Below are 21,108 nucleotides of genomic sequence, written 5' to 3'. Positions count from 1 at the left end.
CAATACGCCGGTATTTTTGTTCCGGGAACAAAAAACAAGGCCAGAGCCGTGAGGCTCTGACCTATAGAAAGATTCACAATTTTTTGCAAATTGAAATGCTCACCAAACATTTCGACAATGACTCACTACTTGGTTGCAGTGACATCGGTGCGCATGGACAGCGCAATCCGTTCTGCAGTGCCTATCGGAATCTCACCGACCACCGTCACCATCATTTCGCCCTGAGGCGTGGTCAGACGGCGGGATACAGCAACGGTGGGGCCCAACTGTGTACGGGTGTCCGTCACGGTTGCGCCATTCAATGGCTCAAGGAAAACCGAAAAACGCGCCAGGCCGTCGTCATACATCAGACTGTTAACCTGGGTCTTGGTCTCCGGATCCTTACGAGCACTGCTGCTGGTCAACTCGAAACCAGGTGGCAACCAGTCCGAATGCCAAACCTGTGCGGCCTTGATGGCGGAAGCCTTGTCGCTGTCGAGGGTGACAGCCTTGCAATCATTGCCCGCCTGAAGGTCTTTGTCAGACGGCACGTCAGCGGTGTCCAGTTGTGTGAACTGGAATCGCTCCAGCAACTGCCCTTTGTCATTAAGCAGCAATGACTTCAGCGGCAGGCCGGTTTCTTTATCCAGATGAAGCTCAAAACCGTATCGGTGCTGATCACGTGGCGTCAGCGATACAATCACCGCCGCACGCCCAGCCACACGCGACTTGCCGATGACGGCAAGGTCATACCAATTCTTTAACTTTTGTGGATCCAGTGCACGAGCCGCAGAATTCGGTGAATCTCCCAATCCTGCTATCAGGGTGCCGCTGACGCATTGAGTACGCCCATCAATGCGCACGACTTCCTGAGCGGAGCCATCGAGCTGGAGTAAACGCTCTCGGACTTTGCCATCCTGGACGCGATGCCAGATGTTATGGGTAGAAAAACTACCGTTACGCTCGTAAACGAATGTACCGAAAAAGCTTTGCTGTTGCTCGGCCCGGCCCAAACGGGTCAGCCAGTCCTGGGCGTCATCAGCGTGGGCTGGTACGACAAACCAGCCTGCGAGCAGAAGCGAAAGTAGAGGTAGGGGGCGCATGATCCTCCTTAGCGGTTTTCCAGGCTTGCTGCACGAGCATAAGGCAGAGCACTTTCAGTGCCTTTTAATGCAGCTTGTTGAGCATGTTGGCGCAAGTAGCTTGGCAGACGCTGATCGTGCCAGCCTGGCTGACCTTGCAATACACCGCTGGCCATAGGGCCAGTAGCATCCGAACTCTCATTGTAGCCTGCCAATACAGCTGGACCTTTGACCTGAGGAACGGCCAGACCTGGCTGATTGGATTGCTGAGCCAGCTCGACACCCGCGATCTCGTCCTGATTGTACAAACGAACACCCGCCAACACGGCCAGTGTGACCGAAGCGGCTACTGCCAGGCGACCCAGGCTGCGCCATGGACCACGGGAGGCTTTTGCCGGTACGGCTTCGTCGGCCAATGCAGCAGACACTGCCGCAGCGATATCCAGGCGTGGAAGCAGCAAGTCCTTGTGCATGACTGCCCGAGCGATTTGATAACGAGCCCAGGTTTCCCGGGTTTCAACATCGTCAAAGGCATTCAATACCCGACGCAATTCCAGTTCGTCCGCTTCGTTATCCATCACTGCGGACAGCGATTCCTGCAGGGCTTCACGACTCATGGCGTTCCTCTCTTGGCTATCGCCGCTGTCTCAGTTTTCCTGCAACAACGGCTGCAGGGCTTTATCGATGGCCTCCCGAGCGCGGAAAATCCGGGAGCGCACGGTACCCACCGGACATTGCATGACGGCCGCAATGTCCTCGTAACTCAGACCATCGAATTCACGTAAAGTTAAAGCGGTACGCAAATCTTCTGGCAGTTGCTGGATGGTCCGATGGACGGTGCCTTCGATCTCATCCCGCAGCAATGCCCGTTCTGGCGACTCGAGATCCTTGAGGCCGTGATCGCCATCATAGAACTCTGCATCCTCGGAACTAACATCGCTATCCGGCGGCCGACGGCCGCGTGAAACCAGATAGTTTTTCGCCGTGTTAATGGCGATGCGGTAAAGCCACGTATAAAACGCGCTGTCTCCGCGAAAATTTCCAAGGGCTCGGTATGCCTTGATAAAGGCTTCCTGCGCCACATCCTGGGCTTCATGGGTGTCGTGCACGAAACGCACGATCAACCCGAGAATTTTGTGCTGGTATTTCAGCACTAGCAGATCGAAAGCTCGCTTGTCGCCACGTTGAACGCGCTCGACCAGCTGCTGATCCTCTTCCTGGGTTAGCATGAACACTCCTCGATAAGCTCGGAGGAAGCTTGCATAACTAAACGACCAGACTTGCAAACATAGACTCGGGCTTTTCGCAAAAGTTCTCCCCTCCAAGCAAGTTTCCTGCGGACTCTGATTTGGCACGCACGAAAAGCGCAGCGCGGGTTACCCGGCTGCGCGAATAATCTTGTCGTCGGAATCGCCAGCAAGGATCAAACTGCAGATCCTGCCCTGAAGCCGACACTGTTCCTTGAATCAGGCAACCGTCTATTGATCTTGAGCCTTTGGCAAAAGTTCCATTATTTATAACCAATCAGCGCCAACACTGTGCAACCGTGAATAGAAAAATACTGTTAAATCCACGATACAGTCGCCTTCTCATCGAACTGGTCAAAAAACCATCCGACGAAGCGTCGAGTTTTTCCCGTCACAGTAGTTTCACAATGCCATATGCGCTCGGGTATTGTGCCGCTCCCCCCCTCTATATACTAGTGGGCTGTGTGGCCGACTTGACTCGCCGTTCCAGCAGTCTTGCGCCAACCCCGACCCGGGTCGCTTTGAGCGGAATCCTGAAATGAGCCAACAGTTTCAACACGATGTTCTGGTGATTGGCAGCGGCGCTGCCGGTTTGAGTCTTGCGCTGACCTTGCCCGGTCACTTGCGCATCGCGGTACTGAGCAAAGGCGACCTCGCCAATGGCTCGACATTTTGGGCCCAGGGCGGCGTCGCTGCCGTGCTGGATGACTCCGACACTGTTGAGTCCCACGTCGATGACACCCTCAATGCCGGCGGCGGCCTGTGCCATGAAGACGCGGTGCGTTTTACCGTCGAGCACAGTAAAGAGGCGATCCAATGGCTCATCGACCAAGGCGTACCGTTCACCCGCGATGAGCAATCCGGCACCGAAGACGGCGGGTTCGAGTTTCACCTGACCCGCGAAGGCGGCCACAGCCATCGGCGCATCATTCATGCCGCCGATGCCACCGGCGCCGCGATATTCAGAACGCTGCTGGCCCAGGCCAGACAACGGCCCAACATCGAACTGCTGGAGCAGCGCGTTGCGGTCGATCTGATCACCGAAAAACGCCTCGGGCTGGAAGGCGACCGCTGCCTCGGCGCCTACGTACTCAATCGCGGGACCGGTGAAGTCGACACTTACGGCGCACGCTTCGTCATCCTCGCGTCCGGTGGCGCGGCCAAAGTTTACCTCTATACCAGCAACCCCGACGGCGCCTGCGGTGATGGCATCGCCATGGCCTGGCGCTCCGGCTGCCGGGTGGCGAACCTAGAGTTCAACCAGTTTCACCCCACCTGCCTTTACCATCCGCAGGCAAAAAGCTTCCTGATCACCGAAGCCCTGCGCGGCGAGGGTGCGCATCTAAAGCTGCCTAACGGCGAACGCTTCATGCAGCGATTTGACCCCCGCGCAGAACTGGCACCACGGGACATCGTTGCCCGGGCCATCGACCATGAAATGAAGCGCCTGGGTGTCGACTGCGTCTACCTGGACATCAGCCACAAACCTGAAGCGTTCATCAAGACGCACTTTCCGACGGTGTACGAACGCTGCCTCGAGTTTTCCATCGACATCACCAAGCAGCCGATCCCGGTAGTTCCGGCGGCGCACTACACCTGCGGTGGTGTGATGGTCGATCAGAATGGTCGCACCGACGTGCCGGGGCTGTACGCAATCGGCGAAACCAGCTTCACCGGCCTGCACGGCGCCAACCGCATGGCCAGCAACTCGCTGCTGGAGTGCTTCGTTTACGCGCGTTCCGCTGCGGCGGACATTTTGGAACAATTGCCACACGTGTCGATTCCAGCCGCCCTGCCCATCTGGGATGCGAGCCAGGTCACCGATTCCGACGAAGACGTAATCATTGCGCATAACTGGGATGAACTGCGGCGATTCATGTGGGACTACGTCGGTATCGTGCGCACCAACAAGCGCTTGCAGCGCGCTCAACACCGCGTGCGGCTGCTGCTGGACGAAATCGACGAGTTCTACAGCAACTATAAAGTCAGCCGTGACTTGATCGAATTGCGCAACCTGGCTCAGGTGGCAGAGCTGATGATTCAGTCAGCCATGGAGCGCAAGGAAAGCCGGGGCCTGCATTACACCCTCGACTACCCGAACATGCTCCCGGTTGCCCTCGACACTATTCTGGTGCCGCCCACCTACGTCGACTGAACGTCAATCGAACCCGCAGGCGTCGGTGCACATCCGCCGTCTGCGAGTCGTGGGGCACGCAGATCGATCTGACCTGTCGTTCACCGCGCAGGCGAAACCGCAGCACCACGATCAAAGGCAGCGCCAGGCTGTCCGGTCGCAGTTGCACCGGTTGCCAACCCCGCGCCTGATTCCACAACTGCCAGCCCTCGACATCACGTCGCAAGCCGCGAAATGACAGCGGGTGTGTCAGCAGAATCTGGCGGGGCAAAACCCAAACGCCGTGCGCCAGACAGCAAAAAGCGCCGAGCACACTGGCCCAGACCGGTATAGACAGAAGAAACAACGAACCCAGCGCGAACAGCTGGGCCAGAACATACGCCGCCAGCAACTGCCGCGAGGCATGCCAGCGACATTCGAACGTATTACTTGGGCTGGACACGGTCCAGGATCATGCGAACCATGCGCTGAAGCTCCGGATCTTCCGATTCGGCGCGTTCCATGAACCAGCCAAACATGTCCTGATCTTCGCACTCAAGCAGCTTGCGGTAGCAATCGCGATCGACATCATTGAGGTGCGGGTAGACTTCTTTTACAAACGGCACCAGCAATACGTCCAGTTCAAGCATGCCGCGGCGGCTGTGCCAGTAGAGGCGATTCAGTTCAACATCTTCGACCATGGAGCGCTCCTCAAATAGGCGGCAAGTATACAGCCCCGCGCTTCGTCGAACAGTCGGCTTTGGTCGGGCACTGTCTTCCTTTTGTGAACTACCCATTTCACGGGCGCCCCCTTATGATGTCCCCCAGACTTTTTATCCTGCGATGACCCATGGCCGATTCTGCTTTTTTCTGCACCCTGTCTCACGAAGGCGTTCTCGCGGTCCGCGGCGCGGATGCCGGCAAATTCCTGCAAGGCCAATTGACCTGCAACCTCAATTACCTGAGTGAAACCCAGTCCAGCCTTGGCGCCCGCTGCACGCAAAAAGGCCGGATGCAGTCGAGTTTCCGCATCCTGCTGGAAGGTGACGGCATTGTGTTGGCCATGGCCACCGAACTGCTGGAGCCGCAACTGGCGGACCTGAAAAAGTACGCCGTGTTCTCCAAATCCAGATTGACCGACGAAAGCACCGCCTGGGTCCGCTACGGCGTCGATCATGGCGATGTCGCGCTAAGCAGCCTCGGTCTTGAGTTGCCGGCAGACACCGACAGTGTCGTGCGTCACGAGGGCCTGATTGCCCTCCGGGTCTCGCCGGATCGCGCTGAACTATGGGTCGCCGCCGATCAGGCCGACGCAATCAAGAGCAGGCTGTCCGCCATGCTCGCCGAAAGCAGTCTGAACCAATGGCTGCTGGGCCAGATCCGCGCAGGGATCGGTCAGGTCATGCCACAGACACGCGAACTGTTCATCCCGCAGATGCTCAATCTGCAAGCCGTTGGCGGCGTAAGCTTCAAGAAAGGCTGCTACACCGGCCAGGAAATCGTCGCGCGCATGCAGTACCTGGGCAAACTCAAGCGCCGCTTGTACCGTCTTATCCTGGATGCCAGCGAACTGCCCGTCCCTGGAACGCCGCTGTTTTCCCCGAACCACGGCAGCTCCATTGGCGAAGTAGTCCTGGCGGCCAACGCAGAGCAACACATTGAACTCCTGGCCGTACTTCAAGCCGAAGCAGCCGAGGGTGGCGACATTCATCTCGGCACCCTCGAAGGACACGCCCTGAACTTGCTCGACCTGCCTTACTCACTGGACCGCGATCGCGAGATCCAGCGTTAACCGCAGCATTTGTGGCAACACCTAGAGAAACGAAATGAGCGATCTGGCGGAAAAGGTCCAACAGGATTTGGTTGAGGCCATCGATAACGATGACCTGGTTCTGCCAACATTACCGGAAGTGGCCATGCAGATTCGCAAGGCCGCCGAAGACCCGGAAATCAGTGTCAGCACCCTGAGCAAAGTGATCGGCCGCGATACGGCGCTGTCCGCGCGCCTGATCAAAGTGGTCAATAGCCCGCTGCTGCGCGCTACTCAAGAAGTCAACGACCTGCACACGGCTATCACGCGGCTGGGCGTCAACTACAGCAGCAATCTGGCGATCGGCCTGGTGATGGAACAGATTTTCCACGCCCGCTCCGAAGTGGTCCAGCAGAAGATGCACGATGTCTGGCGCAAAAGCCTGGAAATCGCCGGGGTCAGCTATTCACTGTGCCGCAGCTATACGCAACTCAAGCCCGACCAGGCCGCCCTGGGTGGGCTGGTGCATCAAATTGGCGTGTTGCCGATTCTGACTTACGCCGAAGATCACTATGAGCTGCTGTCCGACCCGGTCAGCCTCAACCATGTGATCGACCACATTCACCCCTTGATCGGCGACAAACTCCTCAGAGTCTGGGAGTTTCCGGAGAAACTGGTGAAGGTTCCTGGGCAATATCTGGACTTCAAGCGTGAGTCCGAGCGGATTGATTATGTGGATCTGGTGCAAGTGGCCAGCCTGTATTGCCACAAGGACAGCGACCACCCGCTGGCCCGTTTCGACCTGACCAGCGTGCCTTCATTCAAGAAGCTTGGGATTGATCTGGAGAACGAAGCGGTGATCAAGGATCTGGAAGAATCGCGGTCGATGTTTTACTGATCAGACCACGTCGCGCCCTTCGCGAGCCCGCTCATGACGGGCCATAACAGGCCCCTCACTCTCCGGCAATAAAACTCACCCGAACCTTCAAGCCCGCCGACGTACCATCATGCAGGCTGATCTGCGCCAGATGCGCGCGACAGATCTCGCCGACAATCGCCAGCCCCAGCCCCGACCCGGCCACCTGCTGGTTGCGTCGATAAAAGCGCTCAAACACTCGTTCCCGCTCATCAACCGGAATCCCCGGCCCGTCATCCTCAACCTCCAGGACCGCCGGGGCCGTAACCCGCAGAATCACATTGCCGCCCGACGGCGTATGAGCCAATGCGTTATCCACCAGGTTGCTGAGCAGTTCGTTCAACAGCGTCGGTTCACCGCGCAGCCACACTGGCTCGTCCGCTTCCAATGCCAGGGCCACGCCTCGGGCATGGGCCAGCGGTGCCATGGCCATGCCCAACTCACGGGCCAACTGACTCAAATCCAGCAACTGCGCACCGCCTTCGGCAATTGCGCGGGCACCGTTTTCGACCCGTGCCAGCGACAGCAACTGATTGGCCAGATGCGTCAATCGATCCGTGCCCTGGGCCGCGGTTTCAAGAGTACTGCGCCAGGTTTGCGGCTCACTTGACCGCAGGCCGAGCTCAAGTCGTGCCTTGAGCGCCGCCAACGGCGTACGCAGTTCATGAGCGGCATCGGCGATGAATTGAGCCTGACGCTCGAACTGCCCGCGCAGTCGTTCGGTAAAGTGATTGAGCGCCCTTACCAGTGGCCATAACTCGTGCTGCACTTCCACCAACGGCAATGGCCGCAGATCATCCGACTGGCGCTCTTCCACCGCCGTGCGCAAGCGTTCCAGCGGACGCAACGCCGCACTCACCGCGAACCACACCAGCAGCAGCGCGCCAATCGCCAGCATGCCCAACCGCAACAACGTATCCGCCGCCAGGCTGCGCGCCATGCTGACCCGTGCCTCATCGGTTTCCGCCACGCGAATTTCCGCCATGCCATTCATGTTCGGCTCGCTGACGGGCTTGAGCAGGCTGACCACCCGCACGTTCTGCCCCCGATACGTAGCATTGTAAAACCGGGCAAGCGCCGGGTAATCGTCGGTACGCGGCGTTCCCGGCGGTGGCGCGGGGAGATTCTCGTAACCGGAAATCAGATTCTGGTGGATGTCATTGACCAGGTAAAAAATCCGCCCTGCACTGTCGTAGGCAAACGTATCCAGCGCCACGTAAGGCACGTCGGCACTGAGCGTGCCGTCACGCTGGGAAACCCCCGCCGCGATGGTTCGCGCCGATGCCAGCAAGGTGCGGTCATACGCCGTGTCCGCCGCTTCGCGACCATTCCAGTACGCGCTCAAACCGCTGGCGAGCATCAACACCACCAGCAATAGCGCGAGGTTCCACAACAACCGCCAGCGCAGGCTGCTGGGCTTATGCATCGCGGCTTTCCAGCAAATAGCCAAGACCGCGGAAGGTCACGATAGCGACCGGATGGCCATCCAGTTTTTTGCGCAAGCGATGTACGTAAATTTCGATGGCGTCAGGGCTGGCTTCTTCGTCGAGACCGAACACCTGGGAGGCCAGCTGTTCTTTGCTCATCACCCGACCGGGCCGGGCGATCAACGCCTCGAGGACGGCCTGTTCGCGGGAGGTCAGGGTCAGCAGTTCTTCACCGAGGGTGAAGCGCCGGGTGTCCAGGTCATAGGCCAGCACGCCGCAGCGCTGCTGACGCTCACCGCCCAGCACACTGCGGCGCAACAAAGCTTTGACCCGTGCTTCGAGTTCGGTCAGTTCAAACGGTTTGGCGAGGTAATCGTCAGCGCCAAGGTTCAGACCATGCACCCGATCCTTGACGTCGCTGCGCGCGGTCAACATCAGCACCGGCAGGTTTTTCCCCCGGGAACGCAAGCGCGCGAGCACTTCAAAACCGTCCATGCGCGGCAGACCGACATCGAGAATGGCCATGGCGTATTCCTCGCTGCTCAAGGCCAGGTCTGCGGCCACGCCATCGTGCAGCACGTCCACGGTCAGCCCGGTGCTCTTGAGCGCTTGGGCGACACTTTCGGCCAGCTGCAAATGGTCTTCGACGAGCAGGACGCGCATGGATTATTACCTCATTCAGGGGATGGTCGACGCCATTCTTTGGCGCGGAGTTTACAGCCGCATCCGCTGCTGTGAAGTCCGAAAACCGTGAAAGCCTGCTGAAAGGTTAGTGAAAGGTTGGGCCGTTAGAGTCGGCACACGGAGGGTCTCGACTGCCGACGTTCCAATCGTGCTTTGAAATGTAGCTCCCGAAAAACGCCATGACGCGTTTTCGTCAATAAGAACAATAAATGAGGTACTGCACCATGCTGTCCATACAGCTTCAGGCTTACCCGCCCCACTCTTTTTTCGAAATCCCGTCGTTGATGCTTGCCCGCGCCGTTGTCGGCTGCACGACGCGAAATCGCCGCACCTGAAACATCCCCAAAAACAAAAACTCCCGTGGAGACAATAATGAATCGATCACTGCGCCGTTTCGCCCTCGCCGCCAGCTGCATGCTGTTCGCCGGTCAATTGATGGCCGAACCCAAACGTCCGGAATGCATCGCCCCAGCCTCGCCGGGCGGTGGTTTCGACCTCACCTGCAAACTGGCGCAGAGCGCGCTGGTCAACGAAAAGCTGCTGACCAAACCAATGCGCGTGACCTACATGCCCGGCGGTGTCGGCGCTGTGGCGTATAACGCAGTGGTCGCTCAACGCCCTGCCGACGCCGGCACGCTGGTCGCCTGGTCCAGCGGCTCTTTGCTGAACCTGGCGCAAGGCAAGTTCGGGCGTTTCGATGAAACCAATGTGCGCTGGCTGGCTGCCGTGGGCACCAGTTACGGCGCCATCGCAGTAAAAAGCGATTCGCCCTACAAGACCCTCGACGATCTGGTCAAGGCGCTGAAAGAAGACCCGAGCAAAGTCGTAATTGGCTCCGGCGGCACCGTCGGCAGCCAGGACTGGATGCAAACCGCACTGATCGCGAAGGCCGCCGGAATCAATCCGCGTGACCTGCGTTACGTTGCTCTTGAAGGCGGCGGTGAAATCGCCACTGCCCTGCTGGGCGGTCACATCCAGGTCGGCAGCACCGACATCTCCGACTCCATGCCGCACATCCTGAGCGGCGACATGCGCTTGCTGGCCGTGTTCGCTGAGAAGCGCCTGGACGAGCCGGAAATGAAAGACATCCCGACCGCCAAAGAACAAGGCTACGACATCGTCTGGCCGGTGGTTCGCGGTTTCTACCTCGGGCCGAAAGTCAGCGACCAAGACTACGCCTGGTGGAAAGACGCTTTCGACAAACTGCTGGCGTCCGAAGACTTCGCCAAACTGCGCGATCAGCGTGAACTGTTCCCGTTCGCCATGACCGGCCCGGAGCTGGACACCTACGTGAAAAAGCAGGTAGCGGACTACAAAGTGCTGGCCAAAGAGTTCGGCCTAATCCAGTGATCGCCTCTGTCTAGCGGCTGCGGCCCCGTTTCGCGGGGCTGCGGCACAGGAGTTCCCCATGCTCTTACAACGCATTTTTGCTTCGGTGCTGTTGCTGGCCTGTGTTGGCCTGGCGCTGATGGCGTGGCCGTATCAAGCGGCTTTTTCCTACGAACCAGTGGGGCCGCGAGCCTTTCCTCTGCTGATGCTCGGGCTGATGGGCCTTGCGCTGCTGTACATGGTATTTCGTCCCGCACCGATCAAGCACGACGCTGACGAACCTCCGATGGACCGCGAGACCCTGAACAAAATCGGCATTTGCGTGGTGCTGTTGCTGGTGTTTGCCGGCACCTTCGAACCCCTTGGTTTCATCGTCGCCAGCATCCTGATCGGCATTCCGATGGCACGCCTGTACGGCGGTCGCTGGGTGCCCAGCATTGTGATCATCACGCTAATGGCCGTCGGCCTTTACCTGCTGTTCGACAAGTTGATGGACGTGCCACTGCCCTTGGGCGTGCTTGACGTTCTGGAGAACTGATATGGATACGCTTGGCTATTTGGGTCAGGGTTTTGGCGTCGCGCTGAGCCCGTACAACCTGGTGACTGCTTTGTGCGGCACCCTGATCGGCACCGTGGTCGGCCTGTTGCCGGGCCTGGGCCCGATCAACGGCGTGGCGCTGTTGATCCCGATTGCGTTCGCCCTGGGCCTGCCACCGGAATCGGCATTGATCCTGCTGGCGGCGGTTTACCTGGGCTGCGAATACGGCGGGCGAATCAGCTCGATCCTGCTGAACATTCCGGGCGAAGCCTCCACCGTGATGACCACTCTCGACGGTTACCCGATGGCCCGCAAAGGCCTGGCCGGTGTCGCGCTGTCGTTGTCGGCATGGAGTTCGTTCATCGGTGCATTTATTGCCACCTGCGGCATGGTGCTGTTCGCACCGCTGCTGGCGAAATGGGCGATAGCCTTCGGCCCGGCGGAATACTTCGTGCTGATGGTGTTTGCCATTGTCTGCCTCGGCGGCATGGCCGGCGACCGACCGCTCAAAACTTTTATCGCGGCGTTGATCGGCCTGTTTCTGTCGACGGTCGGCATCGACGCCAACAGCGGCGTATACCGTTTCACCGGAGATAACATCCACCTTACCGATGGCATTCAATTCGTCGTATTGGTGCTGGGCCTCTTCTCCATCAGCGAGATCCTGCTGCTGCTGGAAAAAACCCACCACGGCCAGGAAGCGGTAAAAGCCACCGGCCGCATGATGTTCAACTTCAAGGAAGCCTCGGCGGTGTTCGTGGTGAACATTCGATGCGGCGTGCTGGGCTTCATCATGGGCGTGTTGCCGGGTGCCGGCGCGACCCTGGCCAGCGCCGTGGCCTACATGACCGAAAAACGCATCGCCGGTGCCAAGGGCACCTTTGGCCAAGGCGACATGCGCGGCCTTGCGGCACCGGAAACCGCCATCGGCGGCGCAGCATGCGGCGCACTGGTGCCGATGCTGACCCTCGGTGTTCCGGGATCGGGCACCACGGCGGTGATGATCGGCGCCCTGTCGCTGTACAACATCACGCCAGGGCCACTGCTGTTCCAACAGCAGCCCGACATCGTCTGGGGCCTGATCGCGTCGTTGTTCGTCGCCAACATCATGCTGGTGATCCTCAACATCCCGATGATCCGCATCTTCACCCGTATCCTCGCCGTGCCGAACTGGGCGTTGGTTCCGGTGATCGCCATCATCACCGGGATCGGCGTCTACGCAGTGCACGCCACCACGTTCGACCTGTTCCTGATGATCGGCATCGGCATCTTTGGCTACATCCTGCGCAAGCTGGACTTCCCGTTGTCGCCACTCTTGCTGGGGTTCATCCTCGGCGGCCTGATGGAGCAGAACCTGCGTCGCGCCCTCTCGATTTCCAACGGCGCACTGGAAATCCTCTGGTCCAGCCCGATCACCTTCGGTTGCTGGGTGTTGACCGCGATCATGCTGTTGATGCCGATCATCCGCATCTGGCGCAAGCGTTCGGCCGCTCAGCGCGCGATCGCCGATGTCTGATCGAACACCGCTCAACGCCTGGTGGGGTACGCCGCTGGTCGGAGCGCTGGGCGGTTACCTGGCCAGCCAGATTGGCTGGCCATTGCCATGGATGGTCGGCTCGTTGCTGGCGATCATCCTCGTGCGCTGTCTCACGCCGTGGCAGTTGGCGGAAATCCCTGGCGGCCGCAAGTGCGGCCAGTGGATTGTCGGCATCGGTATCGGCCTGCACTTCACCCCGGTGGTGATGGAGCAGGTGTTGAGTCATTTCGGTTTGATCTTCTTCGGTGCGCTGGTCACCAGCCTGTCGGCCGTGGTCGGGGTCTGGTTGATGCGCCGTACCGGTGAGGATCGCGCCACTGCATTTTTTTCCAGCATGCCCGGCGGCTCCGGGGAAATGGTTAACCTTGGCGCCCGCAATGGCGCGGTGCTCAGCCATGTGGCGGCGGGGCAAAGCCTGCGGGTGCTGGTGGTGGTGCTGTGTGTGCCGGCGGCGTTCAAGTATTTGTTGGGTGACGGTGCGCCGGTTGCTCATCCGACAGCCGTCAGTTGGTGGTGGCTGGCCCTTTTGTTCCCCGCAGGTGCCTTGGCGGCGTGGCTCTGGGAGCGTCTTCGTCAACCCAACCCGTGGCTGTTCGGACCGTTGCTGGTGAGTGCAGCGGTGAGCATCGGTTGGGATTTGCACATCGGTTTGCCACACGGCGGCAGTCAGATTGGCCAATGGCTGATCGGCAGCGGCCTGGGGTGTCACTTCAACCGACAGTTTTTCCGGCGTGCGCCTTCGTTCATGGGCCGGACCTTGATCGGCACGGTGTTGACCATGTTGATCGCCACGGCGGCGGCACTGGGATTGAGTGCGTTGACCCATCTGGACCTGCGCTCGCTGACGCTGGGCATGATGCCCGGCGGAATTGCGGAGATGAGCCTGACGGCGGAGACGCTGCAATTGTCGGTGCCGCTGGTGACGGCGATGCAGGTGATGCGGTTGTTGTTTGTGTTGTTTCTGGCGGAGCCGTTGTTCAAGTATTGGAACCGGATGCCTGAGTCCTCTTGAGACCTGGGTGCCGCCATCGCGAGCAAGCTCGCACACACTGGATCTTCAGCGTTCACAAAAACCCTGTGGGAGCGAGCTTGCTCGCGAAGCTTTTAGAGCGGCGGCAACCGCCACTCAATCGGCGTCTCGCCATTCTGCTCAAGAAACTTGTTGGTCCGGCTGAAGTGCCCACAGCCCAAAAATCCGCGATACGCGGACAACGGCGACGGATGCACCGACGTCAGCACCAGGTGCTTGGTCGCGTCGATCAGTTTCTGCTTGCTCTGGGCATGCGCGCCCCACAGCATAAACACCAGATGCGGCTGCTGCTGGCTGACGACCTCGATGATCCGGTCGGTGAAAAACTGCCAGCCCTTATCCTTGTGCGCATTGGCATTGGCGCGCTCGACCGTCATGGTGGTGTTGAGCATCAGCACGCCCTGGTCGGCCCAGCTCTGCAAATAGCCATGGCTGGGAATATCGATGTTCAGGTCGCGCTTCAACTCTTTATAGATGTTCACCAGCGACGGCGGCGCCGGCACACCCGGTTGCACCGAGAAGCACAAGCCGTGGGCCTGGCCCGGGCCGTGGTAGGGATCCTGACCGAGGATGACGACCTTGACCTTGTCCAGCGGCGTGGAGTTGAGTGCATTGAAAATCATCGGGCCCGGTGGATAGATCTCCTTGCCCGCCGCACGCTCCTGTTGCAGGAACTCACGCAACTGCGCCATGTACGGCTGGTCGAATTCGGCACGTAGTGCTTCCTTCCAGCTCGGTTCGAGTTTGATACGGTCGTCAGCAGTCATGGTTACATCCGGCAAAAACAATGGGGCGAACCCTAGGAAAGCCCATCACGCTTGTCAATTGATCTGACGCACATCCAGCACTTTCCTCAACAGCGATCATACTGAACGCTCAAATTCTCGATCGAGGTCACGATGAATCTGCACTTCGAAGAACTTACCGGCACCGACGGCGCGCGCATCGGCATCGCCAGCCTCGATGCCGAAAAGTCTCTCAATGCCCTGTCCTTGCCGATGATCAACGCCTTGCGCGATCAAATGGACGCCTGGGCCAAGGACCCGCAAATCGTCTGCGTCTTATTGCGCGGCAACGGTGCCAAAGCCTTCTGTGCGGGCGGTGAAGTGCGCAGCCTGGTGGAAGCCTGTCGCGCGCATCCCGGGGAGGTGCCGCCGCTGGCCGCGCACTTCTTTGCGGCGGAATATCGCCTGGACTTCAAATTGCACACCTACCCGAAACCGTTGATCTGCTGGGGCCATGGTTATGTGCTCGGTGGCGGGATGGGGCTGTTGCAAGGCGCGAGCATCCGGATTGTCACGCCGAGCAGTCGGCTGGCGATGCCCGAGATCAGCATTGGCCTGTACCCGGACGTTGGCGCCAGTTGGTTCCTCTCGCGACTGCCCGGCAAACTCGGACTCTTCCTGGGCCTGACCGGCGCACACATGAACGGACGCGATGCCATCGACCTGGACCTGGCCGATCGCTTTCTGCTCGATGAACAACAGGAAGAATTGATTGAAGGGTTGCTGCAACTGAATTGGCAGGAGCAAACGCCGATGCAACTCAACAGTTTGCTCAAGGCCTTGCAGCAGGAAGCGATTGCGCAAATGCCCGAGGCCCAGTGGCTGCCACGGCGCCGGCACATTGATGAAATGCTGGATGTCAGTGACGTGAGTTGTGCCTGGAAAGCCATCAACCTGCAACGCGACAGCGCTGATCCGCTACTCAGCCGCGCCGCAAAGACCATGAGCGAAGGCTCGCCACTGACCGCGCATCTGGTCTGGGAGCAAATCGTTCGGGCCCGGCATTTGTCACTGGCTCAGGTTTTCCAGATGGAATACACCCTGAGCCTCAACTGCTGCCGTCATCCGGAATTCAGCGAGGGTGTGCGGGCAAGGTTGATTGATAAGGACCAGAAACCGCACTGGCATTGGCCGGATATCAATAATGTGCCGGATGCGGTGGTGGAAGCGCACTTTCAGAAGGCTTGGGAAGGTCGGCATCCGCTGGCCGACTTGACGGAGTACTGAACAAAAATGTGGGAGCAAGCTTGCTCCCACAGGTTTTGTATTTAACTCAAATTAACGGTGGCCATCGTGATCGCCACGACCATTGTGATCCCCGCGTCCACCGTGGTTATTGTTGCGTCCACCACCCCGGTAGTCATTACTCCAACTGCCTCGGTTACGCCCCTCCCACCCATGATTCGAATAGCCCCGGTAATCGCCTCGGGACTGGTAATAACGCGGTGCCGGTTGATACACCCTGGGCTGAGAGTAATAGCGCGGCGTCGGCTGGTAATACCGCGCTGGCGGTGAGTAGTATCGGGGCGGTGGTGAGTAGTAACCGCCGCCACCGGAATAGTAAGAACTGCCACCGGCGTAATAGGTGGGCGCTGGTGAGGAGTAGACCTCGGAACTGTAGTAGCTGTCTCCTCCGTCCGAATAGGGCACGCACGCCCCAAGCGACAATCCGGACAGAGCAATCAGAAGCATTCGGCTGAGCTGTTTTCGACAGTTCATGGCGGCCTCCTGGACCGCGAGTGAGCCACACCAGCGACGCTGGCGAGCGACAGTCAATTTTCGGTGACTGTCGAAAGATCAGACATCGATTTCGAAATCTGGTGCGTTCTTGAAACACATTGAAACATCTGCCCGATGAAAGGTTTTTCATCTATTTACACGCTGATCAGTGGTGCCAGCCGTGATATCCACCGCCGTAATAGCGCGCCCCGTGACCTGCGTAAATCGGCGGTGCGGCCATCGCGGGCAAGCCGCGCTCCTACTGGGGGTATGCATTCCAACTGTGGGAGCGTGGCTTGCCCGCGATGACGGAATGACAGGCATAAGCAAGGCGATCCATTGCGGTGCAGGCGCGCACCATCAGAAGGCAAACCGTCTCCGCTTCCAGCGACAGCCCGCACCTCATCTCCCGCGCTAGAGCGCTCACGCCGACTTGGCACGCCTCTCGCTTTAGCAACAGTGTGCAGGAGTTCATCACAGGTTCGCGGCACCACAATTTGCAATGGCTGACTAGGGTTCCGGCTCGCTTGTGCGAGTGGCTGGTCCGAGAGTTGGCGACCTCCAGTTGAGGTTACACGGCGGGACAAAAGCCCGGGAGACAAGCCACCGTTCGCGGTGCCGCGTTGACTCCTGCCCGCCCCTGATCAACTGGAGAATCACCATGTCCCAGCTTCGTTTACCCGCCCTGCTCGCCGCTGCGTTCGCAGCCTTCGTGAGCTTCTCGTCCCAGGCCGCCCAGAAAGACCACTTCAGCGTCTGTTGGACTATCTACGCCGGTTGGATGCCGTGGGAATACGCCGGCAGCCAAGGCATCGTCGACAAATGGGCGAAGAAGTACGGCATCAAGATTGATGTGGTGCAACTCAACGACTACGTCGAATCGATCAATCAATACACCGCCGGCCAGTTCGACGGTTGCACCATGACCAACATGGACGCGCTGACCATTCCGGCGGCAGGCGGCGTCGACAGCACCGCGCTGATCGTCAGCGACTTCTCCAACGGCAACGACGGCATCGTGCTCAAGGGTGACGGCAAGAAAATCACCGACCTCAAGGGCATGGACGTCAACCTGGTCGAGCTCTCGGTTTCCCACTACCTGCTGGCCCGCGCGCTGGATTCGGTCGACCTCACCGAGAAAGACCTGAAAGTGGTCAACACCTCCGACGCCGACATCTCGGCCGCCTTCAACACCGAACAAGTCAACGCCGTCACCACCTGGAACCCGATGCTCTCGGACATCAAGGCCAAGCCCGACGTGACCGAAGTCTTCAACTCCAGTCAGATCCCCGGCGAAATCATGGACATGATGGTGGTCAACAGCGCCACCCTCAAAGACAACCCGGCCTTGGGCAAAGCGCTGACTGGTGCCTGGTTCGAAGTGGTCGAGTTGATGAACGCGAAAAACGCCGCCAGTAAAGCCGCACTCGAACACATGGCCAAGGCGTCCGGCACCGACCTGCCGGGTTTCCAGGCGCAACTCGACACCACCAAATTGTTCGCCACGCCCCAAGAAGCGCTGGACTTTTCCACCAGCAAGCAACTGCCGGAAACCATGCGCAAAGTCGCCGAGTTCTCGTTCCAGCATGGTTTGCTCGGCGAAGGCGCCAAGGACACCAGCGCCGTTGGCATGGCGTTCGCCAATGGCGTGACCAGTGGCGACAAGTCCAACCTCAAGCTGCGCTTCGACCCGACTTACGTGCAGATGGCGGCCGACGCCAAGCTGTAATCACGAGGAGCTGGCCATGCGCCTGATCAATCGCCACCCGGATCGCCCGAGTCGCCTTTTGCTGGTGATCCTGCCGTTCGCCCTGGTGCTGTTCGCCTACTTCATGGGCTCGGCCGAGCGGCTGACCGACAACCCCAACGACAAGCTGCTGCCGAGCGCCGTGCAGATGACCGACGCGGTCAAACGCCTGGCCTTCGTCGCCGACACCCGTACCGGTGAATACCTGCTCTGGCAGGACAGCGCGTCGAGCCTGCGCCGTTTGGCCATCGGCCTTGGCATCAGCGCATTGGCGGGGCTGTGCCTGGGCATGGCGGCCGGGACGTTGCCGTTGTTCGGTGCTCCTTTGTCACCGTTGCTGACGGTGCTGTCGATGGTGCCGCCGCTGGCGATCCTGCCAATTCTGTTCATCGTGTTCGGCTTGGGGGAGTTGTCGAAAGTGATGCTGATCGTGATCGGCATCACCCCGGCCCTGGCCCGTGATCTGGAACAGCGCGCCCGGGAAATTCCGGTCGAGTTGCTGATCAAGGCCCAGACCCTCGGCGCCTCGACCTGGACCTTGATGCTGCGCGTGGTGCTGCCTCAATTATTGCCCCGTCTGCTGATCTCGTTGCGGCTGATGCTTGGCTCGGCGTGGCTGTTCCTGATTGCCGCCGAGGCCATCGCTTCGACCGACGGCCTCGGCTACCGGATCTTCCTGGTGCGCCGCTACCTGGCGATGGACGTGATCCTGCCGTACGTGGTGTGGATCACTCTCCTCGCCTGGCTGATGGACTGGGGCCTGAAGCGCCTGACCCAACGTGCTTTCCCTTGGTATGAAGGAGCGCGCGCATGAGCTTCATCACGGTGAAAAACGTCTGGCAGCAATACGGCGATCAGGTGGTGCTCGAAGGCCTGAACCTGAACGTCAACGAAGGTGAGTTCTGCACCCTCGTCGGCGCCTCCGGGTGCGGCAAATCAACCTTCCTGCGCTTGCTGCTCGGGCAGGAACGCGCCAGTCGCGGCGAGATTCTGCTCGACGGCCAGGCGCTGGCCGGCGAACCGGATTCCAGCCGTGGCGTGGTGTTCCAGCGCTATTCGGTGTTTCCGCATTTGACCGTGCTGGACAACGTCGCCCTCGGCCTCGAATTGCCGCGCTCGCCCTTGCTGGGGCGCCTGTTCGGCAGCGCCAAACATGATGCGCGGGAACAGGCTTCGGTGTTGCTGCACAAAGTCGGCCTCGGCCATTCGCTGGACAAATACCCGGCGCAGCTGTCCGGCGGCATGCAACAACGGCTGGCCATTGCCCAGGCGCTGATCATGAAACCTCGCGTATTGCTGCTCGACGAACCCTTCGGCGCACTCGATCCGGGTATCCGCAAAGACATGCACGCCTTGCTGCTGGAGCTGTGGCGCGAGACGCAACTGACGGTGTTCATGGTCACCCACGACCTGTCCGAAGGTTTCAGCCTCGGCACACGCCTGCTGGTGTTCGACAAAGTCCGCGTCGACCCGCACGCCCCCGGCGCCTATGGCGCGCGCATCACCTACGACATCCCTTTGAACAGCGACCGCCGCACCCACCGTGCCGTCGTCGACGCCTTGCCGATGCCACTGGCAGGCACGCTTCGTATCGCTTAGAGGACTCTGCACATGACTGATTCGACCCAACTGTTCACCCCCTTCGCCGAAGAATTGCTGCCCGGCGGCGGCCATCGTTCGTTCGTGTTGAAACGCGGCCAACTGCTGCGCCTGACCGACCTGCGCGGCGGCGCCAACGTCAGCCTGACGCTGCTCAATGCCAATGAAAAAACCGAGCGCCTGAACCTGCCCGACAGCCTCAAATGCCAACACACCGCCAAGCTCACCCGCGGCCATTGCCTGTACTCGGACATGGGCCGCGTACTGGCCGCGATCACTGCCGACACCTGTGGCTGGAGTGACAGCCTCGGCGGTGTGCTCTGCGCTGAAGAAGTCGCGGAAAAATACGGCGCTGGCCGCTATCAGGAGCTGCGCAACGGCTTCTTTCGCAATGGCACCGACAACCTGTTGGTGGAACTCGGCAAGTGGGGGTTGGGCCTGTCGGACTTGCTGATGACCCTCAACCTGTTCAGCCGCGTCGACGTCGACGAAGCCGGACGCTTCCACTTCGTCGAAGGCAATTCCCGGGCCGGCGACTACATCGAGTTGTACGCGCCGATGGACACGCTGGTGGTGCTCACCGCGCTGCAACACCCGATGGACCCATCGCCCGACTACGCACCGAAGCCACTGAAGCTCAGCTGGATGAACGCCGACGCCAGCGTCGCCGAACACTGCCGCACTTCGCGCCCGGAAAACGAGCGCGGCTTCATCAACACCGACCGTTTGTTCGCCTGAGGATCGCTGCCATGTCACTTGCAATCGCTACCGTTCATAAAGAAGCCGACACCGCGATCTACCGGGCAACCATTCCGGCCGGCGAACCGTGGCTGATGGAAGTCAAGGCCGGTCAGACCTTGCGCATCCTCGACCTGGAAGGCAATCAAGCCGTCGACACCTTGTTCTACAGCGTGGCCAATCCCAAAGAACGCTACGACGTGCAGCGCACCTTGCGCCGGCAAAACAGCGTCTATCTGAGCACCGGCAGCGTGCTGTATTCGAACCTCGGCAAGCCGATGCTGACCATCGTCGCTGACACTTGCGGCCGTCACGACACCCTCGGCGGCGCCTGCGCGCAAGAGAGCAACACCGTGCGCTACGCCCTGGAAAAACGCTACATGCACAGCTGCCGCGACAACTACCTGCGCGCCTGCGTCCACGACGGGCGACTGGGCAAGGGCGACATCGGGCCGAACATCAATTTCTTCATGAACGTGCCGGTCACGGCGGACGGTGGATTGACCTTTGAAGACGGTATTTCGGCGCCGGGCAAATACGTCGACCTGCGGGCCGAGATGGACGTCATCGTGCTGATCTCCAACTGCCCGCAACTGAACAACCCGTGCAACGCCTACAACCCGACACCTGCGGAGTTACTGGTATGGAACTGAAAATCGCGCGGTTGCGCAGATGGTTGTTCGCTCTGTGCCAGGCCCGCTCCGGGCAGTGCCTGAAAAAATAAAACCACCACAACTCGAATGTGGGAGCGGGCCTGCTCGCGAAGAGGCCATCACATCCAGCATTGATGTCGACTGACACTCCGCTTTCGCGAGCAAGCCCGCTCCCACATTTGATCAACGGTGCTTTCAAGATTAGTGATTCTGCCGTCGGGGACGACCCCGGCGC

General features: G+C 59.8%; 22 protein-coding genes and 1 riboswitch. Of the genes, 13 read left to right on the top strand and 9 right to left on the bottom strand.

Annotated elements, in window-relative coordinates; all coding sequences use genetic code 11:
• Nucleotides 1-125: 125 nt before the first annotated feature.
• From NL116_RS07355 to rpoE, 3 genes are read right to left on the bottom strand one after another with little or no spacing between them, the layout of a single operon-like run.
• Nucleotides 126-1,082, bottom strand: a complete 957-nt coding sequence (locus NL116_RS07355) for a MucB/RseB C-terminal domain-containing protein (RefSeq protein WP_494376609.1) — start codon at nt 1,080-1,082, stop codon at nt 126-128.
• 8 nt (nt 1,083-1,090) lie between these two features.
• The gene (locus tag NL116_RS07350; protein ID WP_123433861.1) at nt 1,091-1,678 is read right to left on the bottom strand and encodes a sigma-E factor negative regulatory protein; all 588 of its coding nucleotides are present in this window, start codon (nt 1,676-1,678) and stop codon (nt 1,091-1,093) included.
• Nucleotides 1,679-1,708: 30 nt separating this feature from the next.
• Nucleotides 1,709-2,290 (bottom strand): RNA polymerase sigma factor RpoE/AlgU, encoded by a 582-nt coding sequence (gene rpoE, locus NL116_RS07345; RefSeq protein ID WP_007944079.1) that lies wholly within the window; start codon nt 2,288-2,290, stop codon nt 1,709-1,711.
• 556 nt (nt 2,291-2,846) lie between these two features.
• Here rpoE and nadB point away from each other — a divergent pair.
• On the top strand, nt 2,847-4,463 hold the full coding sequence (gene nadB / locus NL116_RS07340; protein WP_140666010.1) for an L-aspartate oxidase: 1,617 nt from the start codon (nt 2,847-2,849) through the stop codon (nt 4,461-4,463).
• Here nadB and NL116_RS07335 read toward each other — a convergent pair.
• Together NL116_RS07335 and NL116_RS07330 are read right to left on the bottom strand one after the other, a co-directional pair.
• Nucleotides 4,432-4,884 (bottom strand): protein YgfX, encoded by a 453-nt coding sequence (locus NL116_RS07335; RefSeq protein WP_494376608.1) that lies wholly within the window; start codon nt 4,882-4,884, stop codon nt 4,432-4,434. The genes nadB and NL116_RS07335 overlap by 32 nt on opposite strands.
• A complete protein-coding gene (locus NL116_RS07330) occupies nt 4,868-5,122 on the bottom strand; it encodes an FAD assembly factor SdhE (protein WP_007944081.1) in 255 nt (84 codons plus the stop codon). The genes NL116_RS07335 and NL116_RS07330 overlap by 17 nt, the downstream gene beginning before the upstream one ends.
• Nucleotides 5,123-5,271: 149 nt before the next feature.
• Here NL116_RS07330 and ygfZ point away from each other — a divergent pair, with 149 nt between their 5' ends.
• Together ygfZ and NL116_RS07320 are read left to right on the top strand one after the other, a co-directional pair.
• Nucleotides 5,272-6,213 carry a CAF17-like 4Fe-4S cluster assembly/insertion protein YgfZ gene (gene ygfZ, locus NL116_RS07325; protein ID WP_494376607.1) on the top strand — a complete coding sequence of 314 codons (942 nt, stop codon included), beginning with the start codon at nt 5,272-5,274 and terminating at the stop codon, nt 6,211-6,213.
• 34 nt (nt 6,214-6,247) lie between these two features.
• Complete coding sequence (locus tag NL116_RS07320; protein ID WP_494376606.1) at nt 6,248-7,069, top strand: HDOD domain-containing protein; 822 nt, start codon at nt 6,248-6,250, stop codon at nt 7,067-7,069.
• Nucleotides 7,070-7,124: 55 nt separating this feature from the next.
• Here NL116_RS07320 and NL116_RS07315 read toward each other — a convergent pair whose 3' ends face one another.
• Nucleotides 7,125-8,513, bottom strand: coding sequence for a sensor histidine kinase (locus NL116_RS07315; protein ID WP_494376605.1), 1,389 nt, complete (start codon nt 8,511-8,513; stop codon nt 7,125-7,127).
• Nucleotides 8,506-9,177 carry a response regulator gene (locus tag NL116_RS07310; protein ID WP_494376604.1) on the bottom strand — a complete coding sequence of 224 codons (672 nt, stop codon included), beginning with the start codon at nt 9,175-9,177 and terminating at the stop codon, nt 8,506-8,508. Before NL116_RS07310 ends, NL116_RS07315 begins: the two co-directional genes overlap by 8 nt.
• Nucleotides 9,178-9,570: 393 nt before the next feature.
• On the opposite strand from NL116_RS07310, the gene NL116_RS07305 reads away from it, so the two are divergent.
• From NL116_RS07305 to NL116_RS07290, 4 genes are read left to right on the top strand one after another with little or no spacing between them, the layout of a single operon-like run.
• Nucleotides 9,571-10,548: a Bug family tripartite tricarboxylate transporter substrate binding protein gene (locus NL116_RS07305; protein ID WP_494376603.1), complete on the top strand. Its 978-nt coding sequence runs from the start codon at nt 9,571-9,573 to the stop codon at nt 10,546-10,548.
• Between the two features lie 58 nt (nt 10,549-10,606).
• Complete coding sequence (locus tag NL116_RS07300) at nt 10,607-11,065, top strand: tripartite tricarboxylate transporter TctB family protein (RefSeq protein WP_123433854.1); 459 nt, start codon at nt 10,607-10,609, stop codon at nt 11,063-11,065.
• A 1-nt stretch (nt 11,066) separates the two neighbouring features.
• Nucleotides 11,067-12,581 carry a tripartite tricarboxylate transporter permease gene (locus tag NL116_RS07295; RefSeq protein ID WP_494376602.1) on the top strand — a complete coding sequence of 505 codons (1,515 nt, stop codon included), beginning with the start codon at nt 11,067-11,069 and terminating at the stop codon, nt 12,579-12,581.
• Entirely contained in the window at nt 12,574-13,614 is a 1,041-nt protein-coding gene (locus NL116_RS07290) for an AbrB family transcriptional regulator (RefSeq protein ID WP_494376601.1), read from the top strand. Before NL116_RS07295 ends, NL116_RS07290 begins: the two co-directional genes overlap by 8 nt.
• 92 nt (nt 13,615-13,706) lie before the next feature.
• Here NL116_RS07290 and ung read toward each other — a convergent pair whose 3' ends face one another.
• A complete protein-coding gene (ung, locus tag NL116_RS07285; RefSeq protein WP_494376600.1) occupies nt 13,707-14,399 on the bottom strand; it encodes a uracil-DNA glycosylase in 693 nt (230 codons plus the stop codon).
• A 132-nt stretch (nt 14,400-14,531) separates the two neighbouring features.
• Between ung and dspII the strand changes: the two genes are divergently transcribed.
• The gene (dspII, locus tag NL116_RS07280; protein WP_494376599.1) at nt 14,532-15,644 is read left to right on the top strand and encodes an enoyl-CoA hydratase/isomerase DspII; all 1,113 of its coding nucleotides are present in this window, start codon (nt 14,532-14,534) and stop codon (nt 15,642-15,644) included.
• A gap of 51 nt (nt 15,645-15,695) precedes the next feature.
• Here dspII and NL116_RS07275 read toward each other — a convergent pair whose 3' ends face one another.
• Nucleotides 15,696-16,136, bottom strand: coding sequence for a hypothetical protein (locus tag NL116_RS07275; protein ID WP_494376598.1), 441 nt, complete (start codon nt 16,134-16,136; stop codon nt 15,696-15,698).
• Between the two features lie 499 nt (nt 16,137-16,635).
• A riboswitch (guanidine-I (ykkC/yxkD leader) is annotated at nt 16,636-16,736 on the top strand.
• Between the two features lie 61 nt (nt 16,737-16,797).
• On the opposite strand from NL116_RS07275, the gene NL116_RS07270 reads away from it, so the two are divergent.
• Genes NL116_RS07270 through NL116_RS07250 form a run of 5 tightly spaced genes read left to right on the top strand, consistent with a single transcriptional unit; the run spans nt 16,798 to nt 20,873 of the window.
• Entirely contained in the window at nt 16,798-17,865 is a 1,068-nt protein-coding gene (locus NL116_RS07270) for a putative urea ABC transporter substrate-binding protein (protein WP_494376597.1), read from the top strand.
• A gap of 16 nt (nt 17,866-17,881) precedes the next feature.
• Nucleotides 17,882-18,697, top strand: coding sequence for an ABC transporter permease (locus NL116_RS07265; protein ID WP_223511309.1), 816 nt, complete (start codon nt 17,882-17,884; stop codon nt 18,695-18,697).
• Complete coding sequence (locus NL116_RS07260) at nt 18,694-19,482, top strand: ABC transporter ATP-binding protein (RefSeq protein WP_494376596.1); 789 nt, start codon at nt 18,694-18,696, stop codon at nt 19,480-19,482. Before NL116_RS07265 ends, NL116_RS07260 begins: the two co-directional genes overlap by 4 nt.
• A gap of 12 nt (nt 19,483-19,494) precedes the next feature.
• Nucleotides 19,495-20,220 (top strand): urea amidolyase associated protein UAAP1, encoded by a 726-nt coding sequence (locus NL116_RS07255; RefSeq protein WP_027925558.1) that lies wholly within the window; start codon nt 19,495-19,497, stop codon nt 20,218-20,220.
• A gap of 11 nt (nt 20,221-20,231) precedes the next feature.
• A complete protein-coding gene (locus NL116_RS07250) occupies nt 20,232-20,873 on the top strand; it encodes an urea amidolyase associated protein UAAP2 (protein WP_494376595.1) in 642 nt (213 codons plus the stop codon).
• Nucleotides 20,874-21,108: the final 235 nt, after the last annotated feature.

The organism is Pseudomonas sp. FBCC-B1667, from assembly GCF_059133255.1.
The sequence above is the reverse complement of the archived record's forward strand: the minus strand, read 5'-3'. Positions and strand labels throughout refer to the sequence as shown.